This is a genomic window from Sporosarcina sp. P17b (assembly GCF_002743115.1).
Taxonomy (GTDB): domain Bacteria; phylum Bacillota; class Bacilli; order Bacillales_A; family Planococcaceae; genus Sporosarcina; species Sporosarcina ureae_C.
This window is the reverse complement of sequence record NZ_PDYP01000001.1, coordinates 164,869-183,589: the sequence shown is the minus strand read 5'-3', so window position 1 is coordinate 183,589 and position 18,721 is coordinate 164,869. Positions and strand designations below refer to the sequence as shown.

Here is an 18,721-nt window from a genome sequence, read left to right as displayed (position 1 = left end):
TAATGAATATTCTAAAGGTTTTCAATCGTTAAATAAACTATTACGACTCCCTTATAGAATAAAATGTGACAAATCTTTGTTCTTTACAATTCCATCCAGCTTTTCGTCCACATAGGCTGGTGTAATCTTGATAGATGCAGGGCTGATTTCTGCCGCTTCGAATGATAAATCTTCTAGCAACTTTTCCAAAATCGTATGCAATCTTCTAGCACCAATATTTTCTGTTTCATTATTTACTTCGTATGCAATTTCAGCCAGCTTGCTGATCGCTTCGTCTGTAAATTCAATTTCAACTTCTTCTGTCGCAAGAAGGCGTTCATATTGTTTTAATAAAGAAAAATCCGGTTCTCGCAGTATGCGCTCAAAATCATCTTTTGTCAATTTGTCTAATTCTACACGAATTGGGAATCTACCTTGAAGCTCCGGAATAATATCAGATGGCTTCGACATATGGAAGGCTCCAGCAGCAATGAACAAAATATAATCTGTCTTAACAGCCCCGTATTTTGTTGTGACTGTAGAACCTTCGACGATTGGCAAAATATCGCGTTGTACACCTTCGCGAGATACTTCACCAGAAGACTTTTGGTTGCTACTTGCGATTTTATCCATTTCATCAAGGAAAATAATTCCCGCTTGTTCTGTTAATTCAATCCCCTTGCGTGCCACTTCATCTTGATCAATTAACTTATCCGCTTCTTCTGCTTCCAATACGATTCTCGCGTCTTTTACTTTCATGCGACGCTGAACTTTCTTCTTCGGCATGAGTGATGATAGAGCGTCTTGCATGCCCGACATTTGATCCATACCAGACCCTTGCAACGCATCAAATAAAGAAGGTTGTTGCGCTTGCACTTCTACTGTCACCATTTTTTCTTCTATTTGACCATTAGCTAGCTGATCTGCAATGTCTGAACGCTTTCGTCTAATCTCAGATTGATCTTCTGTTTGCACTGGTTCAGGTTGTGTCTTTTGACCAAAAAACATTTCAAATGGATTTTGACCTTCTGTATTCTTTTTCGCTTCAGGAACAAGTAATTTCACTAAACGTTCTTCCGCCAGCTTTTGAGACTGTGTTCTAACCGCTTCGCGCATATCTTCTTTAACCATACGCACTCCCACTTCAGTTAAATCACGAATCATGGACTCAACATCTCGTCCCACATAGCCTACTTCCGTAAACTTTGTCGCTTCCACTTTTACGAAGGGTGCATGAATTAACTTTGCAATTCTTCGAGCAATTTCTGTTTTCCCGACACCTGTAGGCCCAATCATCAAAATGTTTTTGGGTATGACTTCTTCCTGTTCTTCAGGTGTTAATTGCATACGGCGGTATCGATTACGCATAGCAACTGCCACTGCCTTCTTTGCTTTTTCCTGCCCAATAATAAAACGGTTTAAATACGCCGTGAGCGCTTTAGGAGTCATTTCTTGCTTCATTAGTTAAAGCACCTCCACGATAATATTATGATTAGTAAACACGCAAATATCGGCTGCTGTCTCTAGTGAAATCTTCGCAATTTCTTCTGCTGTCAATTCACTGCTATGTTTTTTCAATGCACGTCCAGCAGCTAGAGCATAATTACCACCCGATCCGATTGCCAATACCCCGTCATCCGGTTCTATTACTTCGCCAGTACCTGAGACAAGCAATAGTGTGTTTTTATCCATAACAAGTAACAATGCCTCTAGTTTACGCAGTATTCGATCCCCACGCCATTCTTTGGCAAGTTCAACAGAAGCTCTTTGAAGATTACCGTCGTATTCATTCAGTTTTGCTTCAAACAAATCAAATAACGTAAATGCATCTGCTACAGAACCAGCAAAACCAGCTAAGACTTTACCATTAAACAATCTGCGAACTTTCTTTGCTGTATGTTTCATGACGACTGACTCACCCATCGTCACTTGCCCGTCTCCTGACATAGCACATTGCCCATCATGATGAATAGCAAATATCGTTGTTGCATGAAATTCCATTATAGTTCCTCCTAAGCACGAGGGTGCGTTTGTAAATAAGTCTGGCGTAAGTGTTCATTTGTGATATGGGTATAGACCTGAGTTGACGACAGATGACTGTGCCCTAGTAGTTCCTGTACTGACCGAAGATCGGCACCAGCACTGAGCAAGTGTGTCGCAAACGTATGACGGATCATATGTGGTGAAATATTGGTATGCAATGATGCCTTCTTCATCAAGTCATCTAGTACATAGCGTACACCACGATCTGTTAATGGATCCCCACGTAGATTAACAAATAACTTCGTATGTTTCTTTTGCTTCATTAATCGTGGACGACTACTGTCTATATAGTTTTGCAATGCTTTCCCTGCAAAACTCCCGAACGGCACAAAACGTTCTTTTCGTCCTTTACCCATTACTTTCACAATTCCTAAATAATGATCCACATCTTGCACTTCGATTTCCACTAATTCACCTACACGGATACCGGTTGCATAAAGCATCTCAAGTAGAGCGCGATCCCGTAATGACCGAAAATCTTCACCCATCGTGGCATCAAATAATTTCTCCAACTCTTGTTGATAGAAAAAAGCAGGAAGACGTTCTTCTTGCTTCGGATGATACAATAATCGAAATGCCTGATCTTCAATTCCATATCGAGCATTAATGAATTTAAAAAAAGATCGGATAGCTGATATTTTTCTAGAGATACTCGTTCTAACGTACGAACGATCATATAAACGGGTAACATACAATCTAGCTACAGGATAATTAACATCATCCAACGCATCGATTTTCTCTTGCTGCAAGAATAATAAAAAATCTTGAAGATCTTTTTCATATTCTGCGACGGTATAGGATGAATAATTTTTCTCCAGACGAATATAGGATACGTATTCTTTTGCTAGTTGTTCTATTTCAGGAATCATTTTATCACCTCGATACGAATTTATCATCGTACAACGTGCACCTGAAGCTTCGAAAGATTATTGGTTGCAAATAATTGGGAATAGAATATTTAATCTAAATGTTGTCCATAAAACACTATACAATAGCAAGGAAATTTGGGCAACTTTGAAAACTGATTCCTGATCATATCTGTATTTATGAAGTATTTCCGTCACATAACGGTCAAATTAGTTTAACTTCCAACTACTTATACATTATATGTATGATCGTTTCTTCCTAACTACAAGACGTTATATCGATGAAGAAGTTGCACCGTTTAAATACAACTCAAAAACTGAAGATAGAGCTCCGATTAGATGGAGTCCTATCTTCAGTTTAATTTCAAACATATTAGATGATGTGATCATTATATATTTGTTGTTGATTTGAATTCTTGTAGTGCATCTAACGCACGTGTCGCATGTTTGTTTGCACGTTCAGATTTTGTTCTATATCGTCTATTCAGTTCAGGGAACAACCCGAAGTTGATATTAATTGGCTGGAAGTTATTCGGATCAGCTTCCGTGATGTAGCGAGCCATGCTACCGAGGGCCGTTTCTCTAGGGAATCGGACCGGCTTCTCGCTCTTCGCCAATTGCGCCGCATTAATACCCGCTATCAACCCTGAACCTGCTGATTCTACATAACCTTCTACGCCAGTAACTTGACCTGCAAACAAGATCGTTGGTTTTGATTTCAGTTGGTATGTGCAGTTCAATACTCTAGGAGAGTTGATGAATGTATTACGATGCATGACCCCATAACGCACAATATCTACATTTTCTAATCCCGGGATCATTTGTAATATTTCTTTCTGTGCTCCCCATTTCAAATGTGTCTGAAATCCAACCAAATTATACAATGTTCCCGCTGCATTATCCTGTCGTAACTGAATAACTGCTTTTGGTTCTCTTCCCGTTTTAGGATTTTCAAGACCAACCGGTTTCAATGGACCGAATAACATCGTTTTCACACCGCGCTTCGCCATTTCTTCAATCGGCATACATCCTTCAAAATACAGTTCTTTTTCAAAGTCTTTTAAAGGGGCTACTTCAGCTGAAATTAACGCTTCATAGAAACGTTCGAATTCTTCCGCATTCATAGGGCAATTTAAATATGCCGCTTCGCCTTTATCATAACGTGACTTCAAGTAAACTTTATCCATATCGATCGAATCTGCCTCTACAATCGGCGCCGCTGCATCATAAAAATATAAGTAATCTTCACCTGTCAGTTGTCGTATTTCTTCCGCTAACGCCGGGGACGTCAGTGGACCTGATGCAATTACCGTAATGCCTTCAGGTAATTTTGTTACTTCTTCATTGACTACTTCTATGTTCGGATGGGTACGGATCTTTTCAGTGACGTTGTTAGCGAATTCATGACGATCTACTGCAAGCGCGCCGCCAGCAGGTACGGCACAAGCATCCGCGGCTTGAATGATCAAAGAATTGAATTGGCGCATCTCTTCTTTAATCACACCGACTGCATTTGTCAGATTGTTGGCACGTAGGGAATTGCTACATACTAATTCCGCAAATTTATCTGTGTGGTGGGCAGGCGTTTGCTTCACTGGGCGCATTTCAAATAGTTTCACCTGAACTCCCCTATTAGCCAATTGCCAAGCAGCCTCGCTACCGGCTAAACCTGCTCCGATCACATTTACAGTTTGCGTCATTTCAACTACCTCTTTCTCATTATACTGATTTACTTTGATGTTTTTTTAGCTTTGTGGTTCTTCTTTGTAATCACATTCTGTACATTGGATCTGAACACCTTTTTTCAAGCGTTTTTCGACCATTGTGTTCTGACATTTTGGACAGGGTCTCGAAATCGGTTTATCCCATGAAACATAATCGCATTCAGGGTATTGATCACAACCGAAGAAGATTCGCTTCGTCTTACTCTTACGCTCGACAACTTCGCCTTCTTTACACTTCGGACACGTCACGCCAATCGGCTTAATAATGGCTTTTGTATTACGGCAATCTGGGAAATTAGAGCAAGCCATGAATTTTCCATAGCGACCCATCTTATAAACCATCGGCGAACCACATTTCTCACAATCCTCACCCGCTGGTTCATCCTTGATTTCAATTTTCTCCATTTCAGCATCTGCAACTTCTACGTGTTTTTCGAAATCACGATAGAATTCATCGATTACTGTTCGCCACTCTATTTCGCCTTCTTCGACATGGTCAAGACGCTGTTCCATTTGTCTCGTGAATTCAATATCAATGATGTCCGGGAAATATTGATTTACCGCCTGATGAACGATTCCTCCAAGTTCTGTTGGAATAAAGCGTTTAGCATCCAAGGTAACATACCCACGTTTTTGAATGGTATCAAGTGTCGGTGCATACGTAGAAGGTCTACCTATACCTAGTTCTTCAAGTGTCTTCACTAGGCGAGCTTCCGAATATCTTGGTGGCGGCTGTGTGAAGTGCTGTTTCGGATCCACGTCCGCGTATTTAATACGTTCTCCTTCTTCAAGAGGCGGTAAAATATTTTCTTTTTCTTCTTGTTGATCATCATTGCCTTCGATATAAACTTTCATGAAGCCCGGAAATTTCACTTGAGAACCCGATGCTCTAAATCGAATATCCTCATTTAAGAAATCTGCGGTTACAGTATCCAAAACTGCTGGCGCCATTTGACTTGCAACAAGCCGTTCCCAAATGAGTTTGTATAAGCGATACTGATCTCTTGATAAGAACGCTTTCATCGCATCTGGTGTCCGCATAGCAGAAGTTGGCCGTACAGCTTCGTGCGCGTCCTGCGTCTTTGCTTTAGCTTTCGCCTTTTTGGTACTAGTTGAAATAAACTCTTCCCCGTACATCGTGTGGATGAATGATTTTACTTCTTCTTTTGCTGTATCGGAAATTCTTGTCGAGTCGGTACGCATATACGTAATTAAACCAACTGTACCTTCTTTTTTTCCAATTGCAATTCCTTCATATAATTGTTGCGCGAGCATCATCGTTTTTCTTGCACGGAAGTTCAGCTTTCGGGCTGCTTCTTGCTGAAGCGATGAGGTTGTAAACGGTAAAGCAGGATTACGTTTACGTTCTTTCTTTACTACTTTCGATACTTCAAATTCATCCGGTTTGATTGAATTGACTATCTTTTCTACTTGTTCTTGGTTTGTCAATTTGACTTTTTCTGAAGCATCACCATAAAATTGCGCTTCAAAAGTTTTATCACCTTTAGTAAACTGGGATGTGATCGACCAGTACTCTTCCGGTTCAAATGCATTGATTTCATTTTCTCGGTCAATGATTAATCGTAATGCAACTGACTGTACTCGTCCCGCGGATAATCCTTTTTTTACTTTCTTCCAAAGGATCGGGCTAATGTTATAGCCTACCAATCTGTCCAGGATTCTTCTAGCTTGTTGCGCATCCACTAAGTCCATATCAATAGGACGCGGATGCTTAAATGATTCCTTGATTGCATCTTTTGTGATTTCATTGAAGACTACGCGGCAATCTGATTCAATATCCACTCCCAATTGATGCGATAAATGCCAAGCTATTGCTTCCCCTTCGCGATCCGGGTCAGCCGCGAGAAATATTTTCTTCGCTTTTTTTGCTTCTTTTTTTAATTCTTGAAGTATCGGACCTTTTCCACGAATCGTTATATACTTCGGTTCATAATTATTTTCGGTATCTACTCCCATTTGACTGCGGGGTAAATCACGTAAATGACCAAGTGATGCACTAACTTTATACTTTTTTCCTAAGTAACGTTCAATCGTTTTCGCTTTAGCAGGCGATTCCACTATTACTAAGTAATCTGCCATATCGTTCCCTCCTCAGAGAGATTTCTTTATATTTATTCAGCAAAAGAATATCTGTTGCAAAATGTATAACAGTTTTCATGATAATGCAACCTTTTAAACATTTTACAAAAATAGGATATACCGATTTACTGTAAGGAATCAATAATTTGATAACCACTCCACAATGGCTTGGCTCCTTCATCTAACAGCCTATTCGGACCTGCAGAAAGAGGAGAATCTATAGCGCCTGGCACTGCAAAAATTTCTTTTCCGTGATCAAGCGCATGCTCGACTGTACTCATCGTTCCGCTTCTTTCGACAGACTCCGTAATGACTAACGCGCTGGATAATGCGCTGATGATCCGATTGCGCATAGGGAAAGTCCATTTTGCAGGGGGAAAGTACGGTGGGTATTCAGTTACAAGCAGGTGATTTCTCGCCATTTCCTCAGCTATTCGCTGATTCTTTTTTGGATACATATGAGAAAATCCATGACCTAATACACCGATCGTATCCCCACCATATTCAATCGCTGCTTGATGTGCCATAGTGTCTGCACCGTCTGCTAACCCTGACACAATTGGTATGTGATGATCAACAAGTGGGGGAACAATAAACGCTAGCGCTTTCCTAGAGTAGTCAGTAGCTTTGCGAGAGCCGATTATTCCCACGCGAGGATGTATTTTCAATAAATCAATATTTCCTTTGCCATATAGAACAGCAGGTGAATCGCATAATTGTTTCAGTTCTTCAGGGTAATCAGAATGAAAATATGGAATAGGAAAGCATCCTATTTCTCTTAATAGCTCCACAATAGGTAGTTCGGATATTTCCTTAAATTTCATAGGAAACTCTTCAGTTTTCGCCACCGGTAAGTTAAAAATATACGACCAGTGAAGCGCAGAATAAGAATGTAAGTTTTCTAATGAAGGATTTTCCTGTAATAACTTAGTGAAACGATTAAATGGTACAGGATGGATATAATGTAAGTTAAGTAAATGACGTTGCTGATTAGTATATAGCATCGAATTCTCCTCTATTCGACACTACAAGCATGAGCACGAAAAAAAGGAGCAGCGATTAAGCTACTCCTTTCAGTTTACTTCGTTTTACATTTCTCGTATAGTCCTTTTTCTTTCAGAACCTTGATTAATGTTTCACCTATGACAGAAGGTGTTTCTGCGACTTGAACATCAGCTTCTTCAAGAGCTTTAATTTTATCAGCGGCTGTACCTTTACCACCGGAAATTATAGCTCCTGCGTGTCCCATGCGCTTACCTTCAGGCGCCGTTTGACCACCGATAAAGCCTACAACAGGCTTCGTCATATTTTCTTTAATCCAAGCGGCTGCTTCTTCTTCTGCAGTACCACCAATTTCACCGATCATAACTACTGCATATGTTTCTGGATCTTCATTGAATGCTTTCAAGACGTCGATAAAGTTAGTACCATTTACCGGGTCTCCACCAATTCCGACAGCTGTAGTTTGACCAATTCCTTCTTGCGTTAACTGATGAACCGCTTCATACGTTAGTGTACCTGAACGAGAAACTACGCCCACGTGACCTTTTGTATGGATATAGCCAGGCATAATACCGATTTTTGTCTCGTCTGCCGTGATAACACCTGGACAGTTTGGACCGATCAATCGAGTATTTTTCCCTTCCATATAACGCTTCACTTTAATCATATCAAGTACAGGAATGTGCTCGGTAATACAGATGGTCATTTCAAGTTCTGCATCTACACCTTCCATAATTGCATCCGCTGCAAATGGTGCAGGAACATAAATGATGGAAACTGTTGCGCCTGTTTCTTTAACTGCTTCTTCTACAGTGTCAAATACCGGCACGCCTTCCACCGTCTGACCGCCTTTGCCAGGCGTTACGCCAGCGACAATTTTCGTACCATATTCCAACATTTGCTGTGTATGGAACAGGGCAGTGGAACCTGTAATTCCTTGTACAATTACTTTTGTATCTTTATTTACATAAATACTCATGATTTGTACCTGCCTTTCTTATCCTATCAACTCGACGATTTTTTTCGCGCCTTCTGCCATGGAATCTGCAGCAACAATATTGATGCCTGATTCTTTCAGCAAGGCTTTCCCGCGTTCTACATTCGTTCCTTCAAGACGTACAACAAGTGGCACTTGAAGTCCTACTTCTTTAGCAGCTTCAATTACACCTTCAGCAATTACGTCACATTTCATGATTCCGCCAAAGATATTAACAAAAATACCTTTTACCTTTGGATCTGATAATATGATTTTGAAAGCAGCCGCTACTTTTTCTTTCTTTGCGCCGCCCCCAACATCCAAGAAGTTAGCGGGTTCTCCGCCGTAGAAATGAATCGTATCCATTGTAGCCATAGCTAAACCGGCTCCATTTACCATGCAACCGATATTTCCATCTAAAGAAATATAGCTTAAGTCATGCTTGGATGCTTCGATTTCTTTCGGATCCTCTTCATCATAGTCACGTAATTCCATAATGTCTTTATGACGGAATGTAGCATTATCGTCAAAGTTGAATTTCGCGTCCAATGCAAGTACACGATCATCTTTTGTTACGACAAGTGGATTAATTTCAACGATTGATGCATCTTTTTCGCTGAATACTTTATATAAACCTAGGAAGAAACTTACTGCTTTATTGATTAGATTACTTGGGATTTCCATATTGAACGCCATACGACGTGCTTGGAAAGGAACCAACCCGACTACTGGATCGATCACTTCGTAGAAAATCTTCTCAGGGCTGTTTTCTGCCACTTCTTCGATTTCTACGCCACCCTCTGCAGATCCCATCAATGTTACACGATCTGTTGCCCGGTCTACGACAAGGCCGATATAAAATTCTTTTTCGATATCGATTCCTTCTTCAACAAGAAGACGTTTGACTTCTTGTCCTTTAGGACCTGTTTGGTGTGTTACGAGTTGCGTACCGATTAAATCAGCAGCTACCGCACGCACTTCATCAAGACTTTTCACGATCTTAACTCCGCCTGCTTTACCGCGTCCACCCGCATGTATTTGCGCTTTTACCACAATAGGCTCTGTACCGATTTCTTTCGCTATTGTCATTGCTTCTTTTGGCGAAAATGCGACACGGCCCTTCGAAACAGCCACTCCGTAATCTCTTAATAGCTGCTTCCCTTGATATTCATGGATGTTCATACGTACTGCCTCCATTCGATTTACAATTGCTTGAAGCTCAACTACTGTTTTATTGTAATCAAATCGTCACACATTGTCCAAGAATCACTATTGTAAAACTAAATTCTATAATTTCCAATAATTCAAATGGACTCTTATTGCTTACCGCTTTTCTCACGATCTAAACGATATATATAAGCAAAAACTTCAGAAACCGCCTGATATAATTCTTCAGGAATTGTTTCGTTAACGTTTAATTGACCAAGTAACTCCAATAGACTTGGATCTTCTTGTACAGGAATGTCATGCTCTAGTGCACGTTCAAGAATATTCTCTGCGATTTTTCCTTTTCCTTTAGCCAGTACTTTCGGCGCGTCCGAAACTTCAGGGTCGTAGGAAAGCGCAATAGCTTCTTTTCGTGTAAATCGCTGTTCTTCTTTCATATTCTGTAATCCACTCCTCCTTCATCTAAATGGAAGGGACTAGTTGGCTTTTGAGCAATTTGTTGCTGTTCATTGAAAGGCTTAAAAGTAACACCAGATAGTTTATAACCCGCTCCTTCAAGACCTTCTTTTAACAAACTTTGGAAATTTGAACCAATTGTTTTTAACGAAGATAATTCGTTAAATATCGTCAAGTTAACCACTTTGTTTTGCACATGCATATCAACTAACGTAGTCGACAGTGACTCCAATTCCAAATAAAACAATATTCGAGCGAATGCAGGATCGATTTTGCCATTTTCTTTCATACGACCATTCCATTGCAGAGTGGCATCGATTTTTTTTCCGAACATTTCAAGTGGTACTTGCATAATTAGTTGTTGTTGTAAGCCTGTATCTCCTGATTGGAGTACTGTGCCGTTCATACGCAACACCATGGTCTCTGCTGCATCACGTAGCGGCGGTGATAACGTAGGATCTTGTAGCATGGCCAGTAATTGCGGTTTTAACGTACTTGCCAAATTAGCTAAGTCAGGTTCTTTACCACCAAGCACGGCTTCATAATTCATACCTAATGTACTCAATACATGTTGCAGGGCTTCTTTCATGATAGGTCCGTTCATCGTTTGCGATACGCGTACTTCAGCTGCTTGAATCATTTGTTTCACTTGAGCATTTTCCGACTTTTCAGCGGACTGCATTAATGCACGAATGGCTTCATCAACTTTTTCAGTGGGTACCATAAGCGATGGGATGGATTGTTGTACTTCCTTTATAGCAGCTTGTTGCTGTAGGGGCACAGCAGTTGTTTCTTGTTTGCTTGCTTGTTGTACTACTGTCTGGCTAAGCTGTTCGACTAATACTGTTTTAGCCCCTTCTGTCATCGGTTGTTGCGCAAATTGATCCAAGACGTTCTGCAATGCCGTTTTCATCGATTCCGGCATAACAGGATTAGAATGCAATTGTTGCGTTAAATTCTGTACAATTGCTTTGACCGCTTGGTGATCTGCTGCAGGTGCTTGGCTTAATTGCCCAATAGCCGCTTGTACAGTTTGTACGGTAGCGGGGGCATTTGTAGCTTGTTGCGCTACGTTATTTGTTGCTGCAAGTGGAGTGGTTGCCGATGTGTTAGCTTGAGTAAATACTTTATTAAATTGCTCCACGACAGCTGCTTTAGAACTGTCTGTCATCGGTTGTTGCGTTAACTGATTAATCACCGTCTGCAATGCATTTTTCACAGGTTCAGGAAGTACGGTAGTAGTTAATTGCTGCGTGATATTTTGCACAAGAGTTTTTACTGTTTGTTGATTTGATATAGGTGTTTGACTCAGCTGATTCATTAGGGACTGTATAGTTTTACCCGTTTCCATTTGATTCGCCATGGCGCTTGCTGAGTTGGGAGATTGCATACTCGCTTTCGTTACTAATTCAGCCAACACTTGTGGTAAGTTAGCCAATGAAGTTCGTGCTGGCAGTATGTCGGCATTTTTTAATAGTTGTAACGCAGCAAATCGATCTGTTTTCCCCGCTTGTGGATCCAGCAGCTGAGCTAAACTTTGATTAAGCAGTTCTTTTCCTACCGTTTGATTAAGAGGAGATGATAAAGCTTGCATCGTCGTTAAAAGCTCCTGACGCATCGCTGGAGGTAGATTAGGCTCGCTTTGGATAGCTGCAAGCAAAGTCGTGAGTTGTTGCGCAATCGTGCCTGTCTGCGTTTGTAGAAGTGATTGAAACACAGCGGGTGTGAAAGGCAGTCGCGCTTCAGCAATTTTCCCAAGCGTCGCGAGTGCGTTGGCTTTCATTTCAGCGGGTACGGATTTTAGAAGATTGACGGCTTCAAGCATATTCTCTTTCGTCATAGGAATTTTTTGCTTGATGATCGTAGCAAGAATATCTTTCATTTCTTGTGTTTTAGGTAAATTTAACGATTCCATTAATTGAGTCAGTTGAGCAGATTGACCTTCTCCACCGCGCATCGGCCCCGAAATAACCTGTAATTGTAATTCAGGTTCTGTACCGTTGACCTTGAAGTAATAATTGTCTCCTGCCTGCATAGGCACTTCCAGTTTTGCATACAACTGATGATTTCCTACTTGTACTTGTGCCATTTGACCAGGAAATAATTGTGTGATCTTTCCGTGTATCATTTGTCCTTCTTTCAGAGAAAGCGTTTGAGTTTCCGTAGCCGTGGCCCTGGCAGATGAGGCGGATAAAGAACTTAAATTCATTGTCGATTCCTCCACATCGTTTTGATCGGTTCAAATGTTTTACGATGATGTTCGCAATACCCATGTGTTTCAAGCCCTTGTAAATGTTTTGCTGTTCCATATCCTGCATTTTCATTAAATGCATACCAGGGAAACTCTTCGTGTAATTCATTCATCAGGGCATCACGGGTTGTTTTAGCTAATATAGAAGCGGCTGCGATAGTTAAGCTTTTTTCGTCACCTTTGACGACGGAGTAACATGGACACGCAGTGTGTAAATTCATTGCGTCAGCCACTACTGCGTGCGGAGCTATGTCTAGTTGACTTATAGCTGTCTCCATTGATTGTTTTGTTGCTTGATAAATATTCAAATCATCTATCGCTTTTGCCGATTGAACGTGTATGGAGTATGCTACAGCCTTTTCTTTAATTAGCTGAGCGAATTCCTGTCGCTTCTCTTTAGAAATCTTCTTCGAATCATCTACTCCAATGAGAGCAGAGCAATCTTCCGGTAGAATAACAGCTGCCGTGACTACCGGTCCTGCTAGAGGTCCCCTTCCGGCTTCATCAATTCCTGCCAATAACAATACTCGTGTAGATTTATACGAATCATCAAAGTCCTTTTTCTTTTGAAATTCTTGAATGAGCGCTTGCTTTTTATTATATCGAGCGCGCCATTGAATAATTGCTTGTTGGACACCTTTTCTAGTGTCGGTTTCTAGCTCTGTAAGCCACTCATTCGGTTCTTGTAATTCTATCAATTGATCTTTTATTTGCTGTATCGTTGTCATTTACTTCACCTGTCCATCTCAAATATGTTTGTCTATATAGTATATCGGTTTCTAAATGATTTTTTCGACAAAAAAGCAACGGTTCGGAAACAGAGTTCCTAGCCGTTGCTTCTAATTATTCGAATTCCTCAGGAAAATCGAATGTTAATTTGCCTACTTGCTGGTCGCGGATATCCTGTACGATCATTTCTGCTACTTTATCATAATCAATTTCTCCGCCAACCCCGTATACTTTTCTACGTTCACCAATTTTATCAAACAATGTTTGAATATTATCCCCCACTGTTGTCATTTCGTAGCGCTGTGCCAATCTATCAGGGTAATAGGATTCTAAAAACTTAAGTGCATAGACCGCTAGCTCTTCCATATTTAATACGGAATCCTTGATCGCACCTGTTAATGCCAGTTTATAACCTACTTGTTGATCTTCAAACTTCGGCCACAATACACCTGGTGTATCGAGAAGTTCTAATTCTTTTTCGAATTTAATCCATTGTTGCGCTTTTGTTACACCTGGTTTATTGCCAGTTTTTGCGATGTTTTTCTTCGCTAATCGATTAATTAAAGTAGATTTCCCAACGTTCGGTATACCGACAATCATTGCACGGATTGCGCCAGGACGTATGCCACGTTGCTTCATACGGTCATACTTCGGTTGCAAGATTTCTTTTGCCGCTTTTGTAACCGTTTGTAGGCCTTTGCCTTCAAATGAATTGATCGCGACTGTACGTAAGCCTTGCTTTTCAAAGTATGTAATCCAACGCTTCGTTTGCATTTCATCAGCCAAGTCCATTTTATTCAAAATAAGCAGTCTTGGTTTATGCTGAGTTACTTCGTCTATCATGGGATTACGTGAAGAAAGTGGCAGTCTCGCATCTATTAATTCAAATACTATATCGACTAACTTCAGTTTTTCTGTGACTTCCCGTCTCGCTTTCGCCATATGGCCTGGAAACCATTGAATAGTCATTCGAATCGTCCCCTTTCGTTATTTCACAAGACCGAAATCTTTAATCGGCCAGAACACTACACTCGTACTACCGATTACTTCATCGATTGATACGGCTCCAATATGTCTAGAGTCTTTACTCTTCCGACGGTTATCGCCCATTACAAATATGTGATCTTCAGGCACAGTTTGGGCATCGATTTGCGGCACGTCTTGCAGAGTGAAATCTTCCGTCAGCGTTCCATCTTGAACCTCTGATTTGTATTGATCCAGATATGGTTCTTCATATGCTTTATCATTTACATATAGTACATCATCTTTATACTCTACTGTATCTCCTGGCAGACCGATTACACGTTTAATATAATCCTTCTGCTCGGGTGCGTGGAATACTACGATATCAAAGCGATGTGGTTCACCAATCGTGTAACCGATTTTATTGACGATCATACGATCTCCATGTTCCAATGTCGGCATCATGGAAATACCGTCAACAACGATTGGTGTGAATAAAAAGATACGAATAATGGCGGCTAATCCAAACGCTATTAACAGTGCTTTAATCCATTCTAGTCCTTCACTTCTCGTTTTTTTCTCTTCCATTAATCTAGCCTCCTGCCTTGTCTGTTATTATTGTACAGTCAATTGTCTTTCTGAGCAAAAAGAAAGGAGGCCAAGTGCAAGGCCCCCTTCGTTTCTGTTTATCTTATTAGCGTAGTTCTTTGATACGAGCTGCTTTACCACGTAACTTACGTAGGTAGTACAACTTCGCACGACGAACTTTACCGCGACGAGTTACTTCAATTTGAGCTAGCTTAGGTGTGTGTAATGGGAATGTACGCTCCACTCCAACACCGTTTGAAATTTTACGTACTGTGAAAGTTTCGCTAATTCCGCCACCACGACGCTTAATAACGATTCCTTCGAATAACTGGATACGCTCACGAGTTCCCTCGATGATCTTCACGTGCAAGCGAAGTGTGTCGCCAGGACGGAATGAAGGGTGTTCAGTGCGTAACTGATCTTTTGTAATATCTGCAATTAGTTTTTGCATGTTTTTCTCTCCTTCTTTTCTGATGTTCTTGCACGTCTTGAATTGCAGCGGAACAACAGTAAAATAGGCGCTCTTAAAAAGCGCTTAGTAAATCATAGCATATGCCTGTTAACGAATCAAGCAAATTCAGCCTCTTTTATGCTTCCATTGTTGAAAGAGTTTTTGTTGATGTTTCGTTAACGGCGCTTCTTCAAGAAGTTCAGGACGACGCTCTGCAGTGCGGAGGAAAGCTTGCTCTTCTCTCCACTTCTCAATCTCTGCGTGATTGCCCGATAACAGCACAGTAGGCACTTCAAGGCCGTTGAATGTAGCAGGTCGAGTATATTGCGGATGTTCTAGCATCCCCGTCGAAAAAGAGTCGTGGACAGCCGACTGGTCGTTCCCAAGAACATCAGGGAGCAATCGTACTACACTATCAATGATTGCCATGGAGGCAACTTCTCCGCCTGTCAGTACAAAGTCACCAAGTGATATCTCATCAGTCACTAAATGTTCACGGATTCTCTCATCATATCCTTCATAGTGACCACAGATAAACACGAGATGCTGTTCTTTGGCAAGTTCTTCTGCCTTCTTTTGCGTAAACCGCTCACCTTGTGGACACATTAAGATCACACGTGGCTTACTGTCGCTTGTGCGAGTGACGGCTTCTACAGCAGCAAAGAGAGGTTCAGGTTTTAACACCATCCCCGCACCGCCACCATAAGGATAGTCATCCACTTTTCTATGTTTGTTTGTTGCGTAGTCACGAAAATCCGTCACTTGAAAGGATGCGGCCTGTTGTTCTTGCGCTTTTTTCATGATAGAGGAATGAAGTACACCTTCAAACATTTCAGGGAACAAAGACAGTACATCAATTTTCATCATGAAAGTAATCCGTCCATTAGTTCAATTTTGATGACCTGTTCATCGATATCGATGTCTTTTACAACATCTTCGATATACGGGATATAATGCGGCTTACCTTCAGCTGGTGTTACTTCCCACACATCGTTTGCACCCGTTTCAATAATTTCAGAAACCGTACCGATCTCTTCTCCTGTTTCTGTAATCACACGACATCCAATGATTTCATGATAGTAAAACTCGTTTTCCTCAAGTTCTGTTAATTCTTTCTCAGATACTTTAATTACGCCGTCACGAAACTTTTCGACGTCATTGATGTTCGGATAACCTTCGAACGTAAGCAAATCAAAGTTTTTATGCTTGCGGTGACTTGTTACCTTCACAAAAGTAGGTGCTTTTACTTTTGGCATAAAGATCGCGAGCTCACTTCCCACTTGATATCGCTCATCCGGAAAATCTGTTTTGGACATTACACGGACTTCACCTTTGATACCATGAGTATTAACGATCGTGCCTACATTAAACCATTCCATTATTTCGCCTCCAATGTATGAATAAAAGTATTTATACGTGCAAAAAAGGAAGGAACCGGGGCTCCTTCCTTTTGGATCAATCCAAGATATCCAAATACACTTTTTTGCCGTGGTGGCTGCCTGCTGCTGAGTAAACAATCGTACGGATCGCTTTTGCCACACGACCTTGCTTCCCGATCACTTTACCCATGTCTTCCGCATTCACTGATAACTGATAAACGACTCGTTGAGATTGTTCTTCAGATACCACTTTCACGTCATCTGGGTAATCGACTAACGGTTTTACAATTGTTTCAATCAGCTGCTTCATGTCCACCCCTCCAAATTACTTGCTGTATTTAGCGTTATGGAATTTTTCCATGATACCTTGTTCTGAGAACAAGTTACGAACTGTATCAGATGGTTTAGCACCATCTTGAAGCCATTTCAAAGCCAATTCCTCATCGATCTTAACTGTTGCTGGTTTTGTAAGTGGGTTGTATGTACCAACCTGATCGATTTGACGGCCGTCACGTGGTGCACGTGCATCAGCTACTACAATACGATAAAAAGGAGATCTCTTAGCTCCCATACGTTTTAGACGAATTTTAACTGCCATTATTATCTACACCTCCGAATAGTTTCACACAAGATAGTATATTACCAAGGTTTTATTTGTTTGTAAAGGTTTTTTTCTTAACACCCTCTATTTTATTTAAAAAACGCATCAAAACCAGGCATTTTACCCTTCTTCTTACCTTTTTGTTGCATATTGGTCATTTGCTTAACCATTTTTTTCATTTCTTCAAACTGCTTTAGCAAACGGTTCACTTCCTGAGTGGAAGTTCCAGATCCTACAGCAATTCTTTTTTTACGGCTCGCGTTGATAATTTCCGGGTTTTCCCGTTCTGCAAGTGTCATGGAATAAATGACCGCTTCTACGCGACCCATCTGACTCTCATCCACTTTGGCATTATCGAGGCCTTTGATTTTATTTGCACCCGGCATCATTTTTAAAATTTCGTCGAGTGGCCCCATTTTTTTCACTTGTTGCATCTGATCAAGAAAATCATCGAGCGTGAAGCTTTGCGTGCGCAACTTCTGCTCAAGCTCTTTCGCTTTATCTTCATCCACATTTTCTTGTGCTTTTTCAATCAATGACATGACATCGCCCATACCAAGGATTCGTGATGCCATACGCTCGGGATGAAATGCCTCAAGCGCGTCCATCTTCTCACCCATACCGACAAACTTAATTGGTTTTTCAGTGACAGTACGAATTGATAAAGCAGCACCACCACGTGTATCTCCATCAAGTTTTGTCAGGATGACGCCAGTGATTCCAATTGTATCGTCGAAACTTTTCGCAACATTGACTGCATCTTGACCTGTCATCGCATCCACTACAAGGAACACTTCATCTGGATTCGTTAACTCACGAATATCTTTCAATTCCTGCATTAACGCTTCATCTACATGAAGTCGACCCGCAGTATCAATAATTACCACGTCATTATGCTCACGTTCCGCCTCTTCCATTGCTTTACGTGCAATTTCAACAGGTGACTGGTCCGTTCCCATAGAGAATACAGGAACTGTGATTTGCTTGCCTAATGTTTCAAGTTGTTGGATCGCTGCCGGCCGATAAATGTCCGCTGCAACAAGCAAAGGTTTTTTATTATGCTTTTTGCGTAAAACCGTGGCCAACTTACCGGTCGTTGTGGTTTTACCGGCACCTTGCAACCCCACCATCATGATAACGGTAGGTGATTTACGTGCGAACTGGATGGGATTTTGTTCTCCGCCCATCAGATTCGTCAATTCATCTTTAACAATTTTTACAACTTGCTGGCCAGGTGTCAAACTCTTCATAACGTCCTGTCCCACTGAGCGTTCGCTGACCGTCTTGACAAACTGTTTAACGACTTTCAAGTTGACGTCTGCTTCAATTAGCGCAAAACGAACTTCACGCATCATTTCTTTTACGTCAGCTTCGTTGATTTTACCTTTGCCTGTGATTTTATTCATCGTTCCTTGCAGGCGTTCGGCTAGACCTTCAAATGCCATA

The 18,721-nt window shown here is 41.1% G+C and carries 19 protein-coding genes; all 19 read right to left on the bottom strand.

Going from position 1 to position 18,721, the window contains the following annotated elements; translation table 11 throughout:
* Nucleotides 1-51 precede the first annotated feature (51 nt).
* Complete coding sequence (gene hslU / locus CSV76_RS00920; RefSeq protein WP_099624494.1) at nt 52-1,440, bottom strand: ATP-dependent protease ATPase subunit HslU; 1,389 nt, start codon at nt 1,438-1,440, stop codon at nt 52-54.
* A gap of 3 nt (nt 1,441-1,443) precedes the next feature.
* Nucleotides 1,444-1,983 carry an ATP-dependent protease subunit HslV gene (hslV, locus tag CSV76_RS00915; RefSeq protein WP_099624493.1) on the bottom strand — a complete coding sequence of 180 codons (540 nt, stop codon included), beginning with the start codon at nt 1,981-1,983 and terminating at the stop codon, nt 1,444-1,446.
* Nucleotides 1,984-1,991: 8 nt separating this feature from the next.
* A complete protein-coding gene (xerC, locus tag CSV76_RS00910) occupies nt 1,992-2,891 on the bottom strand; it encodes a tyrosine recombinase XerC (RefSeq protein ID WP_099624602.1) in 900 nt (299 codons plus the stop codon).
* A gap of 386 nt (nt 2,892-3,277) precedes the next feature.
* Nucleotides 3,278-4,588, bottom strand: coding sequence for an FADH(2)-oxidizing methylenetetrahydrofolate--tRNA-(uracil(54)-C(5))-methyltransferase TrmFO (gene trmFO / locus CSV76_RS00905; protein WP_099624492.1), 1,311 nt, complete (start codon nt 4,586-4,588; stop codon nt 3,278-3,280).
* 45 nt (nt 4,589-4,633) lie between these two features.
* Nucleotides 4,634-6,712 (bottom strand): type I DNA topoisomerase, encoded by a 2,079-nt coding sequence (topA, locus tag CSV76_RS00900; protein ID WP_085428629.1) that lies wholly within the window; start codon nt 6,710-6,712, stop codon nt 4,634-4,636.
* A gap of 125 nt (nt 6,713-6,837) precedes the next feature.
* Nucleotides 6,838-7,716 carry a DNA-processing protein DprA gene (gene dprA, locus CSV76_RS00895; RefSeq protein WP_085428628.1) on the bottom strand — a complete coding sequence of 293 codons (879 nt, stop codon included), beginning with the start codon at nt 7,714-7,716 and terminating at the stop codon, nt 6,838-6,840.
* A 74-nt stretch (nt 7,717-7,790) separates the two neighbouring features.
* Entirely contained in the window at nt 7,791-8,693 is a 903-nt protein-coding gene (sucD, locus tag CSV76_RS00890) for a succinate--CoA ligase subunit alpha (protein WP_085428627.1), read from the bottom strand.
* Between the two features lie 18 nt (nt 8,694-8,711).
* Nucleotides 8,712-9,872, bottom strand: a complete 1,161-nt coding sequence (gene sucC, locus CSV76_RS00885; RefSeq protein WP_085428626.1) for an ADP-forming succinate--CoA ligase subunit beta — start codon at nt 9,870-9,872, stop codon at nt 8,712-8,714.
* Between the two features lie 134 nt (nt 9,873-10,006).
* A complete protein-coding gene (locus CSV76_RS00880; RefSeq protein ID WP_085428625.1) occupies nt 10,007-10,294 on the bottom strand; it encodes an EscU/YscU/HrcU family type III secretion system export apparatus switch protein in 288 nt (95 codons plus the stop codon).
* Complete coding sequence (locus tag CSV76_RS00875; RefSeq protein WP_099624491.1) at nt 10,291-12,522, bottom strand: hypothetical protein; 2,232 nt, start codon at nt 12,520-12,522, stop codon at nt 10,291-10,293. Before CSV76_RS00875 ends, CSV76_RS00880 begins: the two co-directional genes overlap by 4 nt.
* Nucleotides 12,519-13,292 (bottom strand): ribonuclease HII, encoded by a 774-nt coding sequence (locus CSV76_RS00870; protein ID WP_099624490.1) that lies wholly within the window; start codon nt 13,290-13,292, stop codon nt 12,519-12,521. The genes CSV76_RS00875 and CSV76_RS00870 overlap by 4 nt, the downstream gene beginning before the upstream one ends.
* 115 nt (nt 13,293-13,407) lie before the next feature.
* Nucleotides 13,408-14,262 carry a ribosome biogenesis GTPase YlqF gene (gene ylqF, locus CSV76_RS00865; RefSeq protein ID WP_099624489.1) on the bottom strand — a complete coding sequence of 285 codons (855 nt, stop codon included), beginning with the start codon at nt 14,260-14,262 and terminating at the stop codon, nt 13,408-13,410.
* Nucleotides 14,263-14,280: 18 nt separating this feature from the next.
* On the bottom strand, nt 14,281-14,844 hold the full coding sequence (lepB, locus tag CSV76_RS00860; protein ID WP_085428621.1) for a signal peptidase I: 564 nt from the start codon (nt 14,842-14,844) through the stop codon (nt 14,281-14,283).
* Between the two features lie 106 nt (nt 14,845-14,950).
* Entirely contained in the window at nt 14,951-15,295 is a 345-nt protein-coding gene (rplS, locus tag CSV76_RS00855; RefSeq protein WP_085133217.1) for a 50S ribosomal protein L19, read from the bottom strand.
* 126 nt (nt 15,296-15,421) lie between these two features.
* A complete protein-coding gene (gene trmD, locus CSV76_RS00850; RefSeq protein WP_099624601.1) occupies nt 15,422-16,159 on the bottom strand; it encodes a tRNA (guanosine(37)-N1)-methyltransferase TrmD in 738 nt (245 codons plus the stop codon).
* Complete coding sequence (rimM, locus tag CSV76_RS00845; protein WP_085428620.1) at nt 16,159-16,674, bottom strand: ribosome maturation factor RimM; 516 nt, start codon at nt 16,672-16,674, stop codon at nt 16,159-16,161. Before rimM ends, trmD begins: the two co-directional genes overlap by 1 nt.
* 76 nt (nt 16,675-16,750) lie before the next feature.
* Nucleotides 16,751-16,984, bottom strand: coding sequence for a KH domain-containing protein (locus tag CSV76_RS00840; protein ID WP_081244337.1), 234 nt, complete (start codon nt 16,982-16,984; stop codon nt 16,751-16,753).
* Nucleotides 16,985-16,999: 15 nt separating this feature from the next.
* Complete coding sequence (gene rpsP, locus CSV76_RS00835) at nt 17,000-17,272, bottom strand: 30S ribosomal protein S16 (RefSeq protein ID WP_085428619.1); 273 nt, start codon at nt 17,270-17,272, stop codon at nt 17,000-17,002.
* A gap of 92 nt (nt 17,273-17,364) precedes the next feature.
* Entirely contained in the window at nt 17,365-18,720 is a 1,356-nt protein-coding gene (gene ffh, locus CSV76_RS00830) for a signal recognition particle protein (RefSeq protein ID WP_099624488.1), read from the bottom strand.
* Nucleotide 18,721: the final 1 nt, after the last annotated feature.